Below are 16,538 nucleotides of genomic sequence, written 5' to 3' on the forward strand. Positions count from 1 at the left end.
CGGCCCAGCGCGCCCGCACACGATGATCTGGTGCGTCGGGAGTTCACCGCCCACGCGCCGAATCGCCTGTGGTTGACAGACATCTCCGAACACCCGAGCAACGAAGGCAAGGTCTACCTCTGCGCGGTCAAGGACGTGTGGTCCAACCGGATCGTCGGCTACTCTATCGCTGACCGCATNAGCGCCCAGCTCGCCCTCGACGCCCTGGAATCCGCCGTCGCCCGACGCGGCGGCACCGTCGCCGAGTGCACGCTGCACAGCGACCGAGGAGGTCAATTTCGCTCGCGCAAGCCGCAACAATCGCTGTGGCGCCACCAGATTCGCGGCTCGATGGGCCAGGTCGGCTCAGCCGGTGACAACGCGGCCATGGAGAGCTTCTTCAGCCTCCTGCAACGCAACGTTCTCGACCGCCGTAAGTGGACCAGCCGCCAGGAACTCCGGACCGCGATCGTGACCTGGATCGAGCGCACCTACCACCGGCGACGCAGACAAACCCGACTCAGCCGCCTGACCCCCATCGAATACGAAACCATCATGACCCAAACCGCCCCAACCACGGCCTAAACAACTGTCACAGAAACGTTCAGCAGCCCCGTCGGGATTGTCGGACGATGCGTGCTGCTCGCAGTGTCAGGCTTGCTCTATTTCGAGTCGAGTTTGCCCAGCGGTTCGGCGGTCGCCGCCAGGGCCGCCCGGAACTCGGGCCACGCACCGTCTTCGAGGCCCAGCGCGGTGCGCAGATATGCCAGCGTGGCGCGTTGCACGAGCGCGACGCGTTCGGGGTTTTCGTCGGTGGTGCGCGTGTCGTGGGCGCCCTGGATGCCGCCGAGCCCGTGTTCGGCACCGAAAAGGGTCAGCAGATCGGTGGCCCCCGGGGCGAGGCGGAAGCCGTCGGTGAACCAGTCCGGGCCGCGCACCGTCAGTGGGGACTGGTCGGCGTCACCGGCGACGATCAGACTGGAGGTCTTCATCTCGGCGAACTCAGGACTCATGAATGGGAAGTACTCGGCCGCCATCGGGCTCAGGTCGGGGCCGCCGGTACCAGGCAGACATAGCAGCACCGCAACCCTGACCCGAGGGTCGGCCATGCTCTCGCCGGGCGTGCCGTCGGCGTCGATGACCCGCGCACCCACGAGCGTGCTCGCAGTCTGCGCGCCCCACGAGTGGCCGGCGGCCGCGATACGGTCGCGGTCGATGCGCCCGGCCAGTCCGGGCACCTTGGTTTCGATGACGTCGAGCTGGTCGATGATCCGGGTCAGGTCGGCGGTGCGGATGCGCCAGACGCGCGGGGTGCGCGGGTCGTCGGGGGTGAGCCCGAGCGAATCGAGGTGAGTGGGCTGAATGACAACGAACCCACGAGCGGCCCAGTACCCGGCCAGCGGCACGTAGTCGTCCATGCCCAGGGTCATGCCGTGCGAGAATACGATGACCGGCAGGTCACGGCCCGTCGCGGGTGCGGTGACGCGCACCTGCAAGTCCTGCCCGCGATCAGGGGCCGCGAGCGAGACCGGCCTGACCGAGATGACGGGAATCGTTGTGTCGTTCATGTGATGAAGACCTTCCTGATAAAGATGTGCCAGGTCTCCGATCCGGGCCACGCGTCTGAGATCATGGACTGATCCGGATCGGTGTTCCACATCAGGATAGCGGAACATTGATCCGATTAACAGTGAGGAGGGAGGCACCGTCGAATGACGACTGCTGACACCACGCCATCCGGCAGGCGTAAGCGCTCCGACGCGCGTCGCAACCAGCAGACACTCCTGGATGCCGCCGCTACTGTGTTCGTCCGCGCGGGCGTCGACGCTCCGATACGGGACATCGCCGCGGAAGCGGGCGTCGGTATCGCCACCATGTACCGGCATTTTCCCACCCGCGCGGATCTGGTGGTTGCCGTCTTCCGGCACCAGGTCGACGCACTCGCGGCCACTACTGCCGCGGACGGAGAGTCTCCCGAGGACGCCCTGCGGAGCTGGGTGCACCGCTTCGCCGACTTCCTGGTCACCAAGCACGGTCTGGCCGAGGCGCTCCATTCCGATCAGGCGGGGTTCGAGAGTCTGCACTCCGAGTTCGTCGACCGCCTCCTGCCCGTTCTCGACCGGCTCCTGAAGGCGGCGGCCGCGACCGGACATACACGCGACGACATTCGGGCCTTCGACCTGATGCTCGGCATCGGCAACCTCTGCATAGGAGCAGACACCTTCCCCGATTACCAGGCACGCCGCATGATCGACCTGCTCCTCACCGGCCTCGCGCGAACCGACTAAAATTGAAGATGTGGAACATGGCGAGCGGGCAGGCATGGTTTCACTGGGGCGGTCCCGACGATCCTGCTAACCAGACACAACAGAGTGTGACCGATGCCAAGGCTGCGGGCTTGTATCCGGGACTGGGGCAGACTTTCGCGCAGATGCTGGCAGGGCCACAGGACTCCCCGGACGGGAACGCCGCAGCCGAGGCGGCTACGCCTCCTGAGCGTGGGACCGGGGAAGTCCTGATCCGGTACCCGTGGGAACGGCATCCGCACTGGCAAGCCAGCTGGCTGGCCGACCAGGGGCCCCGCAGCGATCATTTCGAGTCCGAATACTTCTGGGAAGTCCTGCACTGGGCTCTGGCCCGCACCCCACGGGTGTTCCTCATCGAATCCGACCAAGGCAAAACGCCCCTACCCGGTAGCGAGACCGAACACGCTGCTGATGGTTCCTGCGTGGTCGGTGAATGCCGCGTGCGCGAACACCTCGCCAACGATCACGCCGCTTCGCATCAAAACTATCTTCAACTCACCCAAGCCATCGATGACCTCGCCGAACGCATCCACGAACTCCGCGCCGAACAACGCGAGCACACCCTGCGGTTCGACGACATCGACACCCAACTCCGCTCTCTGACCCGCACGATCGAACAACTACACCCGAACCCAGCAGAAACCCAGCGCTCCGACCAACCCGGCAGTTGAACCGGTCCATCTTGTCGATCTCTTCATCGAAGGGGCCTGCCGACGGAGCTGCATGCCGCGTCCGCGAAGGCCGTCATGCTCGCCGAGGTGCTGCGTCTCCTGTACGGATCACAGGTTCCGAGCGGGATTCGGGCAACGCGGGGTGAGTGTGGTGGCGCAGCAGTACGCATGGATCGTCGGTAGTCAGCGTGTGGTGCATCTGGCGCCACGTTCGACAGCCCGTCCGGTGACCGCGCTGTGTGGCACCACGCTCTACGTGAGCACCACCTTGAGCGGCGCGCCTCAATCTCTGCGCGTCTGCACCAGCTGTCGCCGAGCGGCGCAATGACCCACGATTAAACACATCCTTCCTCAACAACGACGACGGGCACTGCCAAGCAGCCGCCGCCCACCGAGCGCCGCAAAATATCGATATATCCCCTTTTCTGGTCAAGGGAGTCTGGGATACCGCCGGATCCCCGGGAAGGCACCGTGTCCAGCACGGACGCAGTGTTGCGGGGGTTCCGTCTTAGGCGCAATCCGGAGCGGGCATCGCAGCGGCCGGACCGTTGGTACCCGAGATGCCAGGACCGTGTCAGCTATCCCCGGTCGTGGCGCGGTTGCTCTTGGTTTGGTCGCGGTTGATCAGGCGTAGGCGGTTGGGGTTGAAGCGGCGGCGTCCGCCGCGTTCGGTGGCGGGGTCCAGGAGTAGGCGCGAGGTGCCAAGGGCGCGTTCGAGCATGGCGCGTCGGGTGTCGGTGTCGCCTGCGTCCCACTGGGCGACGATCTTCTCGCGGGGTAGCGCGCGGACGGGTCCGTCGGGTGCGCCGCCTTCGGCGAGGAAGCTGGTCGCGTTCGGCTTCGAGGTTGGCCAGGGACTCGGCTAGGGGTGTGTTTCCTGTGTCGAAGGCGGTGATGGTGATCTCGCGGCGCCCGAGCCGATCCGAGAGTGCCTGTTGGATGCGCTGGCATTCGGCGATCTCGGCCTTCACCGCCTCCAGCCGTTCAGCGACCTGGGCGCGCGCGACCTCCACGGCGGCTGCGTGTCGGGGATCGGAGAGCCGTGCCGCCACCTGCATGCGCAACTCAGCGTCCACCGACCGTGCGTCGGCGGCGACACCGCCACAGCCGCCGCTGGCCTTGCGGCAGTGATACTGGCGCCGCTGCTGCCCGTCGGCATAGAAACCCGACTGCGTACGCCCGGAGAGCGGGCGCTTGCACACGCCACACCGCAGCACCCCCGACCCGGGATACACCCGACCGACCCGGGCGGCGGCCACGGCGGCGTCCGGCGAACTTCGCCTGCAACCGTTTGAACTCGTCCGGGTCCACGATCGGCTCGCCCGGCATCCGGCCCACCACCTGCCCGTTATGCACAATCAGCCCCGCATTGCGCGGCCGCAACAGCACCTGGCGCACCGCGACCGGGGTCCACGCCTTGCCCTCAGCCGTCAAGAGGCCTTCGCGGTTCCAGTCGGCGGCGATCACCGCCTGGAATACCCCCGCCAGCGCGTCCCGCGTCCCGTCCCGCAACGCCTGCCGCTCCCGGGCCACCAGCTCGGCGGGAACCTCCTCGCGTTCCTTGCGCGTGTCGCGGGTGCCGCGCTCCAGGCCGGGGAACCCGAAGCTACGGCCACCCGAGTGCGGGACTCCGCGTTCGCGCATCGTGGCGAACCGGCGCTGAATACGCCGCTGCGTGTCATCTGATGAGCGGGCCGCGTGGGCGACCTCGACCCGCAGAATGAACCGATCGTCCGGGTCTGACAAGTCCCGTGATCCTCGGGCTGAGTAGATCCGGTAGCCCTTGTCCGCCAGATCGATCAGGCGTTCCAGGTCTCGGGGTTGGCGGAACAAGCGGTCGGTATGCCACACCACGATCCCGTCCGAGGCACCCGACTCCACCCGCTCCAGCAGCCGCTCCCAGCCTTTACGGCGGGTACCGCGCTGCCACGCCGACACCCCATCATCCAACTGGACACCCAGCATGCCGCCAACCCGGTCGATCACACGCCGGTTATCCGAATGCTGGGTCTCAACCTTCTCCCACTCACCCGTCTCCGGAACCTGCGACAACCGACCATACGAATCCAACACCAACCGACCCGCACGGCCATCCTGCCCCTGCTGACCAGCGGTAACCTGCCCATCGTGACCCACAACAACCACCGTAGGTCACCAAATAAGAGTCCGCTAGAACCAACACAACCACGCACGAAGCCCGTTTTACGAGGTCAGCGGGGTTTCCTCGGTCTCACTGCTGGGCTCATCGGCCTGCTCGCTCGCGGGTGCCTCACGCTTCACGGAGTTGAGCAGCAGCTGCGCCACGTCGAGCACCTCGACGGATTCGGAGGCGAGCCCATCGGACTGCCGGGATGTCACCCCGTCGCTGAGCATGACCCGGCAGAACGGGCAGCCGGTCGCGATCTTCGAGGGTGCGGTGCCCAGTGCTTCGTCCACGCGCTCCACGTTGATGCGCTTGCCGATCTTCTCTTCCATCCACATGCGCGCCCCACCAGCGCCGCAGCACATCGACCGGTCACCGTGCCTGGGCATCTCGCGCAGGTTGGCTCCGGCCGCACCGGCGAGTTCGCGCGGTGCGTCGTAGACCTTGTTGTGCCGCCCCAGGTAGCAGGGGTCGTGGTAGGTGATGTCGGTGGCACTCCCGCCGACCGGCGCGATCGGCACCAGTTGCCGCTCTCGCACCAGGCGGTTGAGCAGCTGCGTGTGGTGTACGACCTCGTAGTGCCCGTCGAGCTGCGGGTACTCATTGGCCAGCGTGTTGAAGCAGTGCGCGCAGGTGACCACGATCTTGCGCTTGCCCGGCTCACGGTCCTCGAACACCGAGTTGAGCACTTCGACGTTCTGCATGGCCAGCTGCTGGAACACGAACTCGTTGCCTGCGCGCCGTGCCGGGTCTCCGGTGCAGGTTTCCTCCGGCCCGAGCACCACGTACTTGACGTCGGCCATGTGCAGCAGTTCCGCGACCGCGCGGGTGGTCTTCTTCGCGCGGTCCTCGAAAGCGCCCGCGCAGCCGACCCAGAACAGGTACTCCGCGTCCCCGAGGTCCCCGTCGAACACGGGCACCTCGAAGTCGAGGTCCTCGGTCCACTGCAGGCGGTCCTTGGCGTTCTGTCCCCAGGGATTGCCCTTGTTCTCCAGGTTCTTGAACATCCCGTTGAGCTCGCTCGGGAAGTTCGACTCGATCATGACCTGGTAGCGGCGCATATCCACGATGTGGTCGACGTGCTCGATGTCCACCGGGCACTGCTCGACGCAGGCGCCGCAGCTGGTGCACGACCAGAGCACCTCGGGGTCGATGACGTCGCCGACGAGCGATTTCTCGGACTCCGCGAGCGCGAGCACGTCGATGCCGGCGTGCGGGTCCTCACCGGTGAGCCCGACCTCGTCGCCGGCCATGTCCCGCTTGCCGCCCGCGAGCAGGTAAGGGGCCTTCGCGTAGGCGTGATCGCGCAGCTGTGTGATGACCAGCTTCGGGGACAGCGGCTTACCGGTATTCCATGCGGGGCATTGCGACTGGCAGCGCCCGCATTCGGTGCAGGTGGTGAAGTCGAGGAATCCCTTCCAGGAGAAGTCCTCGATCTGCCCGGCGCCGAACACGTCCTTGTCCGGGTCGGCCTCCTCGAAGTCGAGCGGTTTGCCGCCGCTCATCATCGGCTTGAGCGCGCCGAGCGCGACATCGCCGGAGTCCTCGCGCTTGAAGTAGATGTTGAAGAACGCGGAGAGCCGGTGCCACGCGACGCCCATGGTCAGGTTGCGGGAGACCACGGCGAGCCAGAGCATTCCGGAGGCAAGCTTGATCAGCGCCATCACCGAGACCAGCACCGGGCTCGGGGGCAGCACCGAGGACAGCGGCTTGGTCACGAAGCTCGACCACAGCGGCATGTCCTCGAGGCCGCTGGATTCCTTGAAGGCCTTCACGCCGAGCATGCCGAGACCTTCGATGATCACGACCGCTTCGACGAAGTAGGCGGCGCCGAAGTTGGACCCGGCGAACCGCGACTGCCGATCGGCCCGGCGCGGGTGGTTGAGCTGCCGGATCACGGCGAGCGCAACCCCGCCGACAATCGTGCCGAGCCCGAGTAGCTCGACGAGCAGGCTCCACACCGACCAAGCGCCGAGGTAGGGCCAATGCCAGGACGGAACGAACGCCTCGCCGTAGGCTTCGAAGACGAGCAGGACGCCGAGCAGGAAGCCCCACATCACCATCCAGTGCCATGGGGCGACATGCCGGAATTTACTCATCCGCGTGTGCGCGGCGAATTCCTTGATCAGAGTCTTCAGGCGGGGAATGAAGGGGCCGTTGCGCGTCGAGTCCGGCTGGCCGAGCCGGATGATGCGCACCATCCGCCAGGCGCCGGAAAAGAACATCGCCCACGCGACCAGGCTGATCGCCACGCCGGCAGAGCCGAGCGTGATCTGCCACGCACTCATGGTCCGGGCCTTTCGTCAGGAACCGTTGATCCGAGCACCTTAAAGCTCATTACCGATGAGTAACTGATCGGCATGCCCACCGTCCCGCGAATGTGGTGCATGCCTCCTGGATATTGGGACTATCGTTCAGGTAATTTGACGTGACCTGCGAGAGGAAGGTGGAGCGGAGTGAGTCCGCGTTCGGGAGCGCGCAGTGGAGTGGACGGCCGCAAGGTGCGGGGTGAGAAGCGGCGCGCCGAGATCATCGAAGCGACCCTGCGGGTCATCGAGCGGGACGGCGTCGCAGGGGTCACGCACCGGACCGTGGCGAGTGAAGCCGGGATCCCGACCGCGTCCACCACCTACCACTTCGCGACCCTCGACGAGCTGCTGATCGCCACCCTGCTCACCGGCGCCAAGGACATGGCGACCGAGGTCTACTGGATGATCGACCACGTGCGCTCGCACGGCAGGCGCGCGGCAGCCGAGATCGCGGCCCTGATCGCGCACGCGCTCGGCCCGCAACGTGGGCGGACCATGGCCGAATACGAGCTCTACCTCCTCGCTGCCCGGCGCCCCTCGCTCCGTCCCGCCGCACGACGCTGGCTCGACGTGCTCACCTCGATGGTGCGTCACGACGACGAGGTCGCCTTCCGCGTCTTCCTCGCGGCCATCGATGGGCTACTCATCCAGGGCCTCATCGACGACGAATCCCCCCGAGCCGCCGACCTCGAACCGGTCATAGCCGCCCTCCTCCGCTCAGCGGGCCAGTCTTCGTGAGTGGTTGTGTTGGTTAGAACCCGCACAATCACTCACGAATGCGTATGCGTCCCGTTGTGGACAGGAAGTGGTTATCCACAACTGAGGATTAGGGTGCTCGCCGTTTTATCGGGATCGCGCGATAGTGAGGTATGCCGAGCAATGAGCGCTGGTCCGAGGAGCGGTTGACGCCGCGTCGTCGGCAGGAATGGCGCGCGATGCTCGCTCGGCAGCATGGAGTCGTGCATGTGCGCCAGCTGCGTGAGTTCGCGATCACGAGGGGCGTGTTGCAGGCGAATCTGGATGCGCGGCGATGGCAACGGGTGGTCCGCGGCGTCTATGCGACATTCACCGGTCCGTTGACGCATTCGGCGAAGGTGGCCGCGGCGCTGCTCTATGGCGGGCCGACGGCGATGCTCAGCCATACGAGTGCGGCTGATCGTTGGCAAGGCAAAACGGAACAACGGCGGCCGGCCGAGGTCGAGATCACCGTCGCCTATGGACGTTCGGCGATCTCCCAGCTGCCCTTGGTCAAGGTGCACCGGTCGCGCGCGATCCGGCATATCGGCGCCGGTAATGATCCGGAGCGTACGAGGAGAGTGGACACGCTCACGGACCTCGCTGTGGCGGAACCGAGCGTGGCGGATGCCACCACGATGTTCATCGGCCTCGCCGGACGCTGGCCGGTGACCGTCCGCCAGCTGGGGAGAAACCTCGAGGTGCGGCCGCCCTATCGGTACCGCAAGGCATTGAACGGGGCGCTCAGGCTCGTTGCCAGCGGATTGATGTCCGAGTTGGAGCGCGAATACCTGGAGCTGGTCGAGCGCGCGCACGGCATACCGCCCGCGCGAAGGCAGCAACCGTTCCTCGTGGATGATCGGATTCTCTACGAGGACGCGACCTACGATCACCTGGGTGCTTTGCTGACCGTGCGCCTGGACAGCCGAACCTGGCACGCGATGCCGTGGGTGGCTTTTCGGGACCGGCGAAGAGACAACGCCGCCGAACTGGCCGGCCGGTCACGACTGACCTATGGGTGGAACGAAGTCCACACCGATCCCTGTGGGGTCGCCGAGGAAGTCATCAGCGTCCTTCGCCGCAGTGGAGTGCTCTTCCTTGCCCGCCGCTGCCCGCGGTGCACGGTGAACACCCGCGCCGAGGCCGGCTGACCCCGCCGAGGGCCACTGAATCCGGACGGTCACCTACTCTGTGCCCCGCTGATCCCTCGCTACCGCCTCCGGCCTCGCCTGGAGAACCCTTCGTGAGCGGATGTGCGGGTTCTAACCAACACAACCACTCACGAAGCACGGAAAATCCCAGGTCAGCCCTTGACGATGTAGGTCTCGAGTTGTTCGCGGTCGGTTTCGAGTTTGGCGATCATGTGTTTGACGACGTCCCCGATCGAGACGATTCCGGCGAGCTGCTCGTCGTCGATGACCGGGATGTGCCGGACGCGCCGCTCGGTCATGGTGACCATGACACTGTCGACGGTGTCCTTCGACGTACACGTCACGATCGGCGTCGCCATGATCTGGCTGACCGGCCAGTCGAGCACTCGTTCGCCACCGGCATGCAGATGTCGCACGATGTCGCGCTCGGATACGACACCGGACGGTTGCTGATCGGTGAGCACGACGACCGCGCCGATGTTGCGCTCGGCCAGTTCGGCCAGCAACTCGCGCACGGTGCTCCGCGATTCGACCGAGGCGACGTTTGACCCCTTACGTTGCAACACATCCGAGATGTACATAACACGCTCCCGACAAGCGCTCAGCGGTGTGATCTCGGTTACAGTGTGCAGCGTTATGGAGTGGACGTAAATCCCCCATATCGCCCTAATCCCGAGGGACGGCACAGGCCTGGGTGGAGAGGTCAGAGGTACAGGCCGGTCCCGTGGTCGGTCCGCTCGGTCGCGGTCGCGTGGACGTCGCGCTCGCGCATCACGAGGTAAGTTTTGGCCCCGATCTCGACCTCGAGCTGTTCCTCGGGGTTGAACAGCACCCGGTCGCCGACCTTGACGTTGCGCACGCTGTTGCCCACGCCGAGCACATCGCCCCACTCGAGCCGCTTGGCCATCTGGGCGGTCGCCGGAATCACGATCCCGCCGCCACTACGCCGCTCGCCTTCCTCGGGTGTGGTTCGCACGAGGAGGCGGTCGTGCAGCATCTGTATCTCGAGTTTCTGGTCGGCCACCTGCGGCATGGTATCGGTGCCCCGGTCCGGGCTTTCCGGGTCGGTACGGTCCAGCGTGCTAGGCATCGAGTCCTCCGAGGGGCAGCGCGAGGCGGTCGGTGCCGGTCGTGGTCACGGTGACCGGAACACCCCAGTCCTGTCTGGTCAGCTGGCAGGCAGGGTGTTCGATGGCCGGATCATCGGCGCAACTCGCGGCCTGCGCGACGACGTGCAGCACGCCCTCGCCGATGGTTTCGTCGATCACCAGTTCACGGGACAGGTCGGTGTTCGTGCCCTTCCCGGACACCAGCAACTCGGGTGGTGAGGCGGAGACCTCGACCCTGGTGGACGGTCCGTATCGAGTGTCGAGCCGCTGGCCCGGTGCCGCCGCGAAGATCACGTCGAGCCGGATCCGGCCGGGGCGTATTCCGGTCGCCGGCCTGCTGATCCGCATCGCCTCGCCGCGCACGAGTTGTTGGGCGACACCGGGTGCCACGGGCCGCTCGATGCGGTGCGCCGCGGACGCGACGGTCAGGATCGATTCCTCGACGAGGAGTACATCCGATGGCTCGGCAAGGTCTTCGGCGAGGGTCGATACCTCGTCCGTCGCGGGGTCGTACCGGCGCAGGGCACCGTTGTAGGTGTCGGCGATGGCGATCGAGGCGTCGCCGAGGACGCCGACACCGAGCGGATGCTGGAGTAGCGCCTCGGCAGCGGTGCCGTCCCGGTGTCCGAAGTCGAAGAGCCCGGTGCCGATCACGGTGTGCACCTGTCGATCGGTGTCGACGTAGCGCAGTGCGGAGGTTTCGGCGTCGGCCAGCCACAGCCGGTCAGCGGTAGCCGCGAGCCCGGACGGCTGGGCGAAATGCGCTTCGCCTGCCGGGCCGTCCTTCAGCCCTTCCACCGTGGTTCCCGCGAAGCGCCGCACCGTACCGGCGATCGGATCGAACACGCTCAGGGTGTGGTTGCCCGCCATCGCGATCACGACGCCGCCGGTGGGGTGCCACCAGGCCACGTCCCACGGGCTGCTCAGTTCGATGTCGGTGGCCGGGCCGTCGGTGGCGCCGGCACGCCATTGACTGCCGACCCCGGCCACGGTGCGCACGGTTCCCGTGTCGAGATCGAGTCCGCGCAGCAGGTGATTGGCGGTGTCGGTGATGACCACGTCATAGCCGACTTCCCGGGCGATTTCCGTTGGCAGTGGCGTGATCCCGGACGGCTCAGCGAACTGGGCGGGCTCGTCGGCGCTGCCGCGTTCCCCCGTTCCGAATCGGCGCAGCTCGGTCACCCCGTCCGCGTCTAGTTCCACGACCGCATGCCGCGCCGAATCGGTGACGAGCAGCGTGCCTCGCGGTGTGTTCGCTACTTTCGCGGGGAAGCGGAGCGTCGTTGCCGGTGGTGGCGGTGGCACATAGGGGCCGTCGCCGCGGTGCAGGGTTCCGGCGGCCTCGTGCGTGGCGAGCTGCGTTTCGAGCACCGCCCGCAGCGCCTCGGCGTGGCCCTCGCCCGCCGCGACATGCACCAGGTACCCCTCCGGGTCGATGAGGGCGAGGGTCGGCCAGGCGCGCACGGCGTATTGCTGCCATGTCGTGAGCTCGGGATCATCGAGAACGGGATGGTGGACTTCGTAGCGTTCGACCGCGGCGAGCAACGCGTCCGGGTCCGCCTCGTGTTCGAACTTCGGGGAGTGCACGCCGATGGTCACCAGCACGTCCGTGAATTCGGCCTCGAGTTCGCGCAGCTCATCGAGCACGTGCAGGCAGTTGATGCAGCAGAACGTCCAGAAATCGAGCAGAACGAACTTTCCCCGGAAATCGCGGAGCTCGTAGTTCTTCCCGCCGGTGTTCAGCCAGCCGCGTCCGCTCAGCTCCGGGGCCCGGCTTTTCGCACGTTCACTCGTGGTTCGCACGTCTATCGGCAACGCGCGTTCCAGCGTGCGTGTTCCTTCCGGCTGCCAGCCGGGAAAGCGGTCCAGGATGTGGAAAACCCCGCGGTGCTGTCAGGTCGGGGGTCCGACAGCATCACGGGGTCATCCAGTACATCGACGGAGCGTCGTGCTGCGTTACAACCTCGGCGAAATTCGCTTGAATTCGTGCGGTACCGCGGATTTTCGGGCAGTTCAGCGCATCCGCGCGTGCTGTGCGTGAGCGATGGTCGCCAGTTCGTGACGCATGCGGGCGCGGTCGATGCCCGCCTTTCTCGTCTTGTTCGTGCGGTTGCGCTCCTTGCGGGCACGAATCTTCGCGGTGATGTTCATGGGTGCGCTCCTCAGTTCTCGTCTGTCCCCTGCTGTCCAGTATGACGCAATCCGTACGCACGTGCCACTTATTCGATGGTAATTTGGCGCACGGGCCATTGATTATGCGGCTAATCAAGCTATTTGCAGCAGTTCATCCGGACACGTTCAGTCGCTAAGGCTACCTACCTATTTCTAGTGTTCATGCTAGATAACTGCAGACAGGGGTAGATCCACTCGTGCGTGGTTGTGTTGGTTCTAACCAACACTTCCACGCACGAAGCGGTGTTCGCGCAGGTCAGCGGGTTAGCAGGAAGCGGCCGAAGTGGGGGACGGTGAAGGCGATGTGGCCGCGTTCGGCGGAGTAGACGAGCCCCTTCTTGATGAGGCTGTCCCTGGCTGGGGAGAGGGAGTTGGCGCGCCGACCGAGATGCCGGGCGACTTCGGTGCTCGCCGCGCCCGCGTCTGCGCCTTTGGTGAGCTCGGCCATGGCGTGCAGGTATTCGCGTTCGGCGGGGGTGGCGCGTTCGTAGCGGGACCCGAAGAACCCGACGGCGAGCTCGGTTTCGGCTTCCGGGGCGGCCATCTGGACGTCTGTGACGGTGATCGGGTTCTGCGGTGCGGCGTCCCAGGCTGCTTTGCTGTAGGCCTGCACGAAGTAGGGGTACCCGCCGGATGTGTCGTAGAGGGCGTCGAGTGCCTCGGGCTCGATGTCGGCCTCTTCGCGTTCGATGGGGGCGAGTACCGCGCGGTCGGCGTCCTCGCGTTCGAGCCGGTCGATCCGTACGAAGCGGAAGAGGCGTTCGGAGTAGGACTTGGAGGCCGAGAGCACGGTCGGCAGGTGGGGCAGGCCCGCGCCGACCACGACGAGCGGCGCGCTGGACTGGGAGAGTTCGTGGCAGGCGGCGCACAAGGCGGAGACGTCCTCGGGGCGCACGTCCTGCATCTCGTCAATGAGCAGGGCCACCCCGCTGCCCACATCGGCGGCGAGCTCGGCGACATCGGTGAACAGTTCGACCAGGTCGATCTCGATGTCCCCGGAATCGGCGCGGCCGCTCGCGGCGGGTACGTCGATCCCCGGTTGCCATCGGTCCCGCAGTTTCGCGTCGCTCGGTGCGCTGCGCAGCGCGAATGCCTTGAGTACGGCGAGCGTGGCCTCGACCCGGTCCGGAGCACGATGGCGCACGGCGAGATCACGGATCGCGCGGTGCAACGCCGCGGAAAGGGGTCTGCGCAGTCCGGCGTCCGGGCGGGCCTCGACCTTGCCCGCGCCCCAGCCGTGCCGCATCGCCATCGAACGCAGCTCCGCGAGCAGCACTGTCTTGCCGACGCCGCGCAGGCCGGTGAGGACCAAGCTGCGTTCCGGTCGTCCTTTGGCGACCCGCTCCAGGACCACGTCGAACGCGGCGAGTTCACGGTCCCGGCCGGCCAGTTCGGGTGGGCGCTGTCCCGCTCCCGGAGCGAACGGATTGCGGACCGGATCCATATCGAGGACTGTATCGGGGTTTCTAGGATCGATCCAAGATTTTGGAATACGTGTCGAGAGTAGGTTCTCGGGAGGAAGCGGACTCATCGAGAACGGGACAGGTGGACTGAACATGCTTCGTCGGATCGCTCGACCACTGCTTGCCTGGGTCTTCGTCAGCGGCGGAATCGACACACTGCGGCACCCGGCTGGGCGGGTCGAGCTCGCGCGCCCACTGCTGGACAAGACCATCGGCGACCGCTCGCTCCCGGTACCGACCGACCCGGAGACGCTGGTCAAGATCGACGCGCTGGTCAAGACCGGGGCCGGGCTCGCGCTCGGATTCGGGAAATGCCCGCGGTTGGCGGCGCTGCTGCTCGCCGCGAGCCTGGTACCGACCACGCTCGCCGGTCACTCCTACTGGGAACACGATGACGAGGCCTCGCGGGCCACACATCGGATCCACTTCGACAAGAACCTGGCATTGCTCGGCGGGCTGCTCATCGCCGCTCTCGACAAGGGCGAAAACCGAAAGCGGCCTTCGTGAGTGGTTGTGTTGGTTAGAACCAACACAACCACTCACGACCGGGCAAAACCCCAGTTCAGGCTGGGTTTGTCGAGCTCGCCTTCTCGGGGAGAGGGGTGTCCTCGTCCACGTGGTAATCGTCGGCGGTGGTCTCGTCACCGCTGTCCTTGGCCCCGAACGCGCGGGCGATCAGGGTGACGAGGACGGCGACCACGAGGTTCGCGATGAGGGCGACGAAGCCGACGTAGATCTGTACCTGCGAACCTTCGAAGGGGTGCCAGCCGAAGATCGACAGGTGCCCGAGTGGGAGTGCGGAACCACCGAAGTGTCCGGTTCCGTTCGCCCGGGGGATGCCGTAGAGCATGATGATCCCCCAGCCCATGCCGACGATCCAGCCCGCGATCAGGCCGGCTTTGTGCAGCCAGCGGGTGAACAGGGCGATCGCGACCGCGGGCAGAGTCTGCAGGATGAGCACGCCGCCGATCAGCTGCAGGTCGATGGAGAACTGCGGGTCGATGAAGACCACGAAGGCCACGGCACCGAATTTCACGATCAGTGAGGCGAGCTTGGCCTGTTTGGCTTCCTGGGCCGGGGTGGCATTGCGGCGGAGGTAGGACTTGTAGATGTTGCGGGTCCACATGTTCGCCGCGCCGATGGACATCACCGCTGCGGGCACGAGCGCACCGATCCCGATCGCGGCGTAGGCGATTCCGGCGAACCAGGACGGGAACTGGGTGCCGAACAGGTTGGGCACCACGGTGTTCGTGTCCGGTTCACCGGTCGCGTTGTTGGTGATCGGGCTGGTGCCCGCGGCCAGCGCGATGAACCCGAGCAGGCACAGCAGGCCGAGCACGAAGGAGTACGCGGGAAGGGCGACCATGTTGCGTTTGATCACCCGGCGTCCCTTGGAGGCGAGCACGCCGGTCACCGAGTGCGGGTACAGGAACAGTGCCAGTGCTGAGCCGAATGCCAGGGTCGCGTACTGCAGCTGGTTGTTCCCGGTGAGCAGGATCGAGCCCTTCGGTTTGCCGGTCTTCGGGGAGATCTCACTCAGTTTCTGCTGCGAGATGTCGAAGATGTGGCCGAATCCGCCGAACTTGATGGGCAGGTAGATGACCGCCACGATGATCACGATGTAGATCAGTGCGTCCTTGACCACCGCGATCAGCGCGGGCGCGCGCAGTCCCGACTGGTAGGTGTAGAGCGCGAGGATCACGAACGCGATCAGTAGCGGCAGGTGCCCGAGCAGGCCCGAGGCGTTGATCCCCATCGTGCGCAGTACCGCTTCGAGCCCGGCGAGCTGCAGCGCGATGTAGGGCATGGTCGCGACGATCCCGGTGATCGCGATCAACAGCGCGAGGGTCGGCGAGTTGAACCGACCGCGCACGAAATCGGCCGGGGTGACGTAACCCTTCGCGCGGGAGACCGACCACAGGCGAAGTGCGGGAAGCAGCACGATCGGGTAGGCGATGATCGTGTACGGCAGGGCGTACATGCCCAGCGCCCCGCTGCCGAAGATCAACGCGGGCACCGCGACGAAGGTGTATGCGGTGTAGAGGTCCCCGCCGAGCAGGAACCAGGAGATCCAGGCGCCGAATCGGCGGCCGCCGAGTCCCCATTCGTCGATGTGGTCGAGCGAGGCGGACTTCCATCGTGCGGCGACGAAACCGAGCACGGTCACGAACGCGAACAACACGACGAAAACAACCAGTTCGACGATCTGTCCGCCGTTCACTTGCCGTCCTCCCCGGAATTCTCTTGCGTGTCCTGCTTCTTCGGCTTCTTGTCCCTGGTCGCCAGGTAGACGATGGCGACGCTGATGACACCGATGAACACGAACAGGAACTGGTGCCAGTAGAAGTACGGCATGCCGAACAGCCGGGGCCGATCCGCGTTGTACATCGGGGTGAAGAGGACGATCAGCGGAACCAGTAACACCAGGTTCCACCACGACAGACGCAGCCCGGAATGGCCGCGCCGCCTCGGCTCGGACGACATCGGTGACCTCCAGCGG

General features: G+C 66.0%; 16 protein-coding genes. 6 read left to right on the forward strand and 10 right to left on the reverse strand.

Annotated elements, in window-relative coordinates; genetic code table 11:
* Positions 1-564: IS3 family transposase (locus A37U_RS0124635; protein ID WP_020499338.1), on the forward strand; the 564-nt coding region annotated here is incomplete at its 5' end.
* Between the two features lie 77 nt (positions 565-641).
* On the opposite strand, the gene A37U_RS0124640 is transcribed toward A37U_RS0124635, so the two are convergent.
* Positions 642-1,547 carry an alpha/beta hydrolase family protein gene (locus A37U_RS0124640; RefSeq protein ID WP_020499339.1) on the reverse strand — a complete coding sequence of 302 codons (906 nt, stop codon included), beginning with the start codon at positions 1,545-1,547 and terminating at the stop codon, positions 642-644.
* A 144-nt stretch (positions 1,548-1,691) separates the two neighbouring features.
* Between A37U_RS0124640 and A37U_RS0124650 the strand changes: the two genes are divergently transcribed.
* Both A37U_RS0124650 and A37U_RS0124655 read left to right on the forward strand, forming a co-directional pair.
* Entirely contained in the window at positions 1,692-2,267 is a 576-nt protein-coding gene (locus tag A37U_RS0124650) for a TetR/AcrR family transcriptional regulator (protein WP_026197563.1), read from the forward strand.
* 86 nt (positions 2,268-2,353) lie between these two features.
* Complete coding sequence (locus A37U_RS0124655; protein ID WP_020499342.1) at positions 2,354-2,956, forward strand: hypothetical protein; 603 nt, start codon at positions 2,354-2,356, stop codon at positions 2,954-2,956.
* A 1,065-nt stretch (positions 2,957-4,021) separates the two neighbouring features.
* Here the strand turns inward: A37U_RS0124655 and A37U_RS48540 are convergent.
* Both A37U_RS48540 and A37U_RS0124670 read right to left on the reverse strand, forming a co-directional pair.
* Positions 4,022-5,101, reverse strand: coding sequence for a recombinase family protein (locus tag A37U_RS48540; protein ID WP_338055056.1), 1,080 nt, complete (start codon positions 5,099-5,101; stop codon positions 4,022-4,024).
* A gap of 57 nt (positions 5,102-5,158) precedes the next feature.
* Complete coding sequence (locus A37U_RS0124670; RefSeq protein ID WP_020499344.1) at positions 5,159-7,387, reverse strand: (Fe-S)-binding protein; 2,229 nt, start codon at positions 7,385-7,387, stop codon at positions 5,159-5,161.
* Between the two features lie 168 nt (positions 7,388-7,555).
* On the opposite strand from A37U_RS0124670, the gene A37U_RS0124675 reads away from it, so the two are divergent.
* The gene (locus A37U_RS0124675) at positions 7,556-8,146 is read left to right on the forward strand and encodes a TetR/AcrR family transcriptional regulator (protein WP_231644904.1); all 591 of its coding nucleotides are present in this window, start codon (positions 7,556-7,558) and stop codon (positions 8,144-8,146) included.
* 131 nt (positions 8,147-8,277) lie between these two features.
* Positions 8,278-9,294: a hypothetical protein gene (locus tag A37U_RS0124680; RefSeq protein ID WP_026197565.1), complete on the forward strand. Its 1,017-nt coding sequence runs from the start codon at positions 8,278-8,280 to the stop codon at positions 9,292-9,294.
* Between the two features lie 152 nt (positions 9,295-9,446).
* On the opposite strand, the gene A37U_RS0124685 is transcribed toward A37U_RS0124680, so the two are convergent.
* The 5 genes from A37U_RS0124685 to A37U_RS0124705 form a co-directional block, all read right to left on the reverse strand.
* Positions 9,447-9,875, reverse strand: coding sequence for a CBS domain-containing protein (locus A37U_RS0124685; RefSeq protein WP_020499347.1), 429 nt, complete (start codon positions 9,873-9,875; stop codon positions 9,447-9,449).
* Positions 9,876-9,997: 122 nt separating this feature from the next.
* Positions 9,998-10,327, reverse strand: coding sequence for a GroES family chaperonin (locus A37U_RS0124690; RefSeq protein ID WP_026197566.1), 330 nt, complete (start codon positions 10,325-10,327; stop codon positions 9,998-10,000).
* A 49-nt stretch (positions 10,328-10,376) separates the two neighbouring features.
* Complete coding sequence (locus A37U_RS0124695; RefSeq protein WP_020499349.1) at positions 10,377-12,206, reverse strand: NHL domain-containing thioredoxin family protein; 1,830 nt, start codon at positions 12,204-12,206, stop codon at positions 10,377-10,379.
* A gap of 210 nt (positions 12,207-12,416) precedes the next feature.
* A complete protein-coding gene (locus A37U_RS51885) occupies positions 12,417-12,554 on the reverse strand; it encodes a hypothetical protein (protein WP_020499350.1) in 138 nt (45 codons plus the stop codon).
* A 277-nt stretch (positions 12,555-12,831) separates the two neighbouring features.
* Positions 12,832-14,019, reverse strand: a complete 1,188-nt coding sequence (locus A37U_RS0124705; protein WP_020499351.1) for an ATP-binding protein — start codon at positions 14,017-14,019, stop codon at positions 12,832-12,834.
* 112 nt (positions 14,020-14,131) lie between these two features.
* On the opposite strand from A37U_RS0124705, the gene A37U_RS45195 reads away from it, so the two are divergent.
* Positions 14,132-14,545: a DoxX family membrane protein gene (locus A37U_RS45195; protein ID WP_020499352.1), complete on the forward strand. Its 414-nt coding sequence runs from the start codon at positions 14,132-14,134 to the stop codon at positions 14,543-14,545.
* Positions 14,546-14,600: 55 nt separating this feature from the next.
* Here the strand turns inward: A37U_RS45195 and mctP are convergent, their stop codons facing one another.
* On the reverse strand, positions 14,601-16,259 hold the full coding sequence (mctP, locus tag A37U_RS0124715; RefSeq protein WP_020499353.1) for a monocarboxylate uptake permease MctP: 1,659 nt from the start codon (positions 16,257-16,259) through the stop codon (positions 14,601-14,603).
* Positions 16,256-16,522, reverse strand: a complete 267-nt coding sequence (locus A37U_RS0124720; protein ID WP_020499354.1) for a DUF3311 domain-containing protein — start codon at positions 16,520-16,522, stop codon at positions 16,256-16,258. The genes mctP and A37U_RS0124720 overlap by 4 nt, the downstream gene beginning before the upstream one ends.
* Between the last annotated feature and the right edge of the window lie 16 nt (positions 16,523-16,538).

This window comes from Sciscionella marina DSM 45152 (assembly GCF_000379465.1).
In the GTDB taxonomy this organism is placed as follows: Bacteria; Actinomycetota; Actinomycetes; order Mycobacteriales; family Pseudonocardiaceae; genus Sciscionella; species Sciscionella marina.

Excerpts from the sequence above, each read along its gene's own strand:
- A37U_RS0124680 (WP_026197565.1), top strand. The coding sequence starts at position 8,278 with ATGCCGAGCAATGAGCGCTGGTCCGAGGAGCGGTTGACGCCGCGTCGT.
- A37U_RS45195 (WP_020499352.1), top strand. The coding sequence starts at position 14,132 with ATGCTTCGTCGGATCGCTCGACCACTGCTTGCCTGGGTCTTCGTCAGC.
- A37U_RS0124720 (WP_020499354.1), bottom strand. The coding sequence starts at position 16,522 with ATGTCGTCCGAGCCGAGGCGGCGCGGCCATTCCGGGCTGCGTCTGTCG.
- A37U_RS0124705 (WP_020499351.1), bottom strand. The coding sequence starts at position 14,019 with ATGGATCCGGTCCGCAATCCGTTCGCTCCGGGAGCGGGACAGCGCCCA.
- A37U_RS0124650 (WP_026197563.1), top strand. The coding sequence starts at position 1,692 with ATGACGACTGCTGACACCACGCCATCCGGCAGGCGTAAGCGCTCCGAC.
- A37U_RS0124670 (WP_020499344.1), bottom strand. The coding sequence starts at position 7,387 with ATGAGTGCGTGGCAGATCACGCTCGGCTCTGCCGGCGTGGCGATCAGC.
- A37U_RS0124640 (WP_020499339.1), bottom strand. The coding sequence starts at position 1,547 with ATGAACGACACAACGATTCCCGTCATCTCGGTCAGGCCGGTCTCGCTC.
- A37U_RS0124690 (WP_026197566.1), bottom strand. The coding sequence starts at position 10,327 with ATGCCGCAGGTGGCCGACCAGAAACTCGAGATACAGATGCTGCACGAC.
- A37U_RS0124685 (WP_020499347.1), bottom strand. The coding sequence starts at position 9,875 with ATGTACATCTCGGATGTGTTGCAACGTAAGGGGTCAAACGTCGCCTCG.
- A37U_RS51885 (WP_020499350.1), bottom strand. The coding sequence starts at position 12,554 with ATGAACATCACCGCGAAGATTCGTGCCCGCAAGGAGCGCAACCGCACG.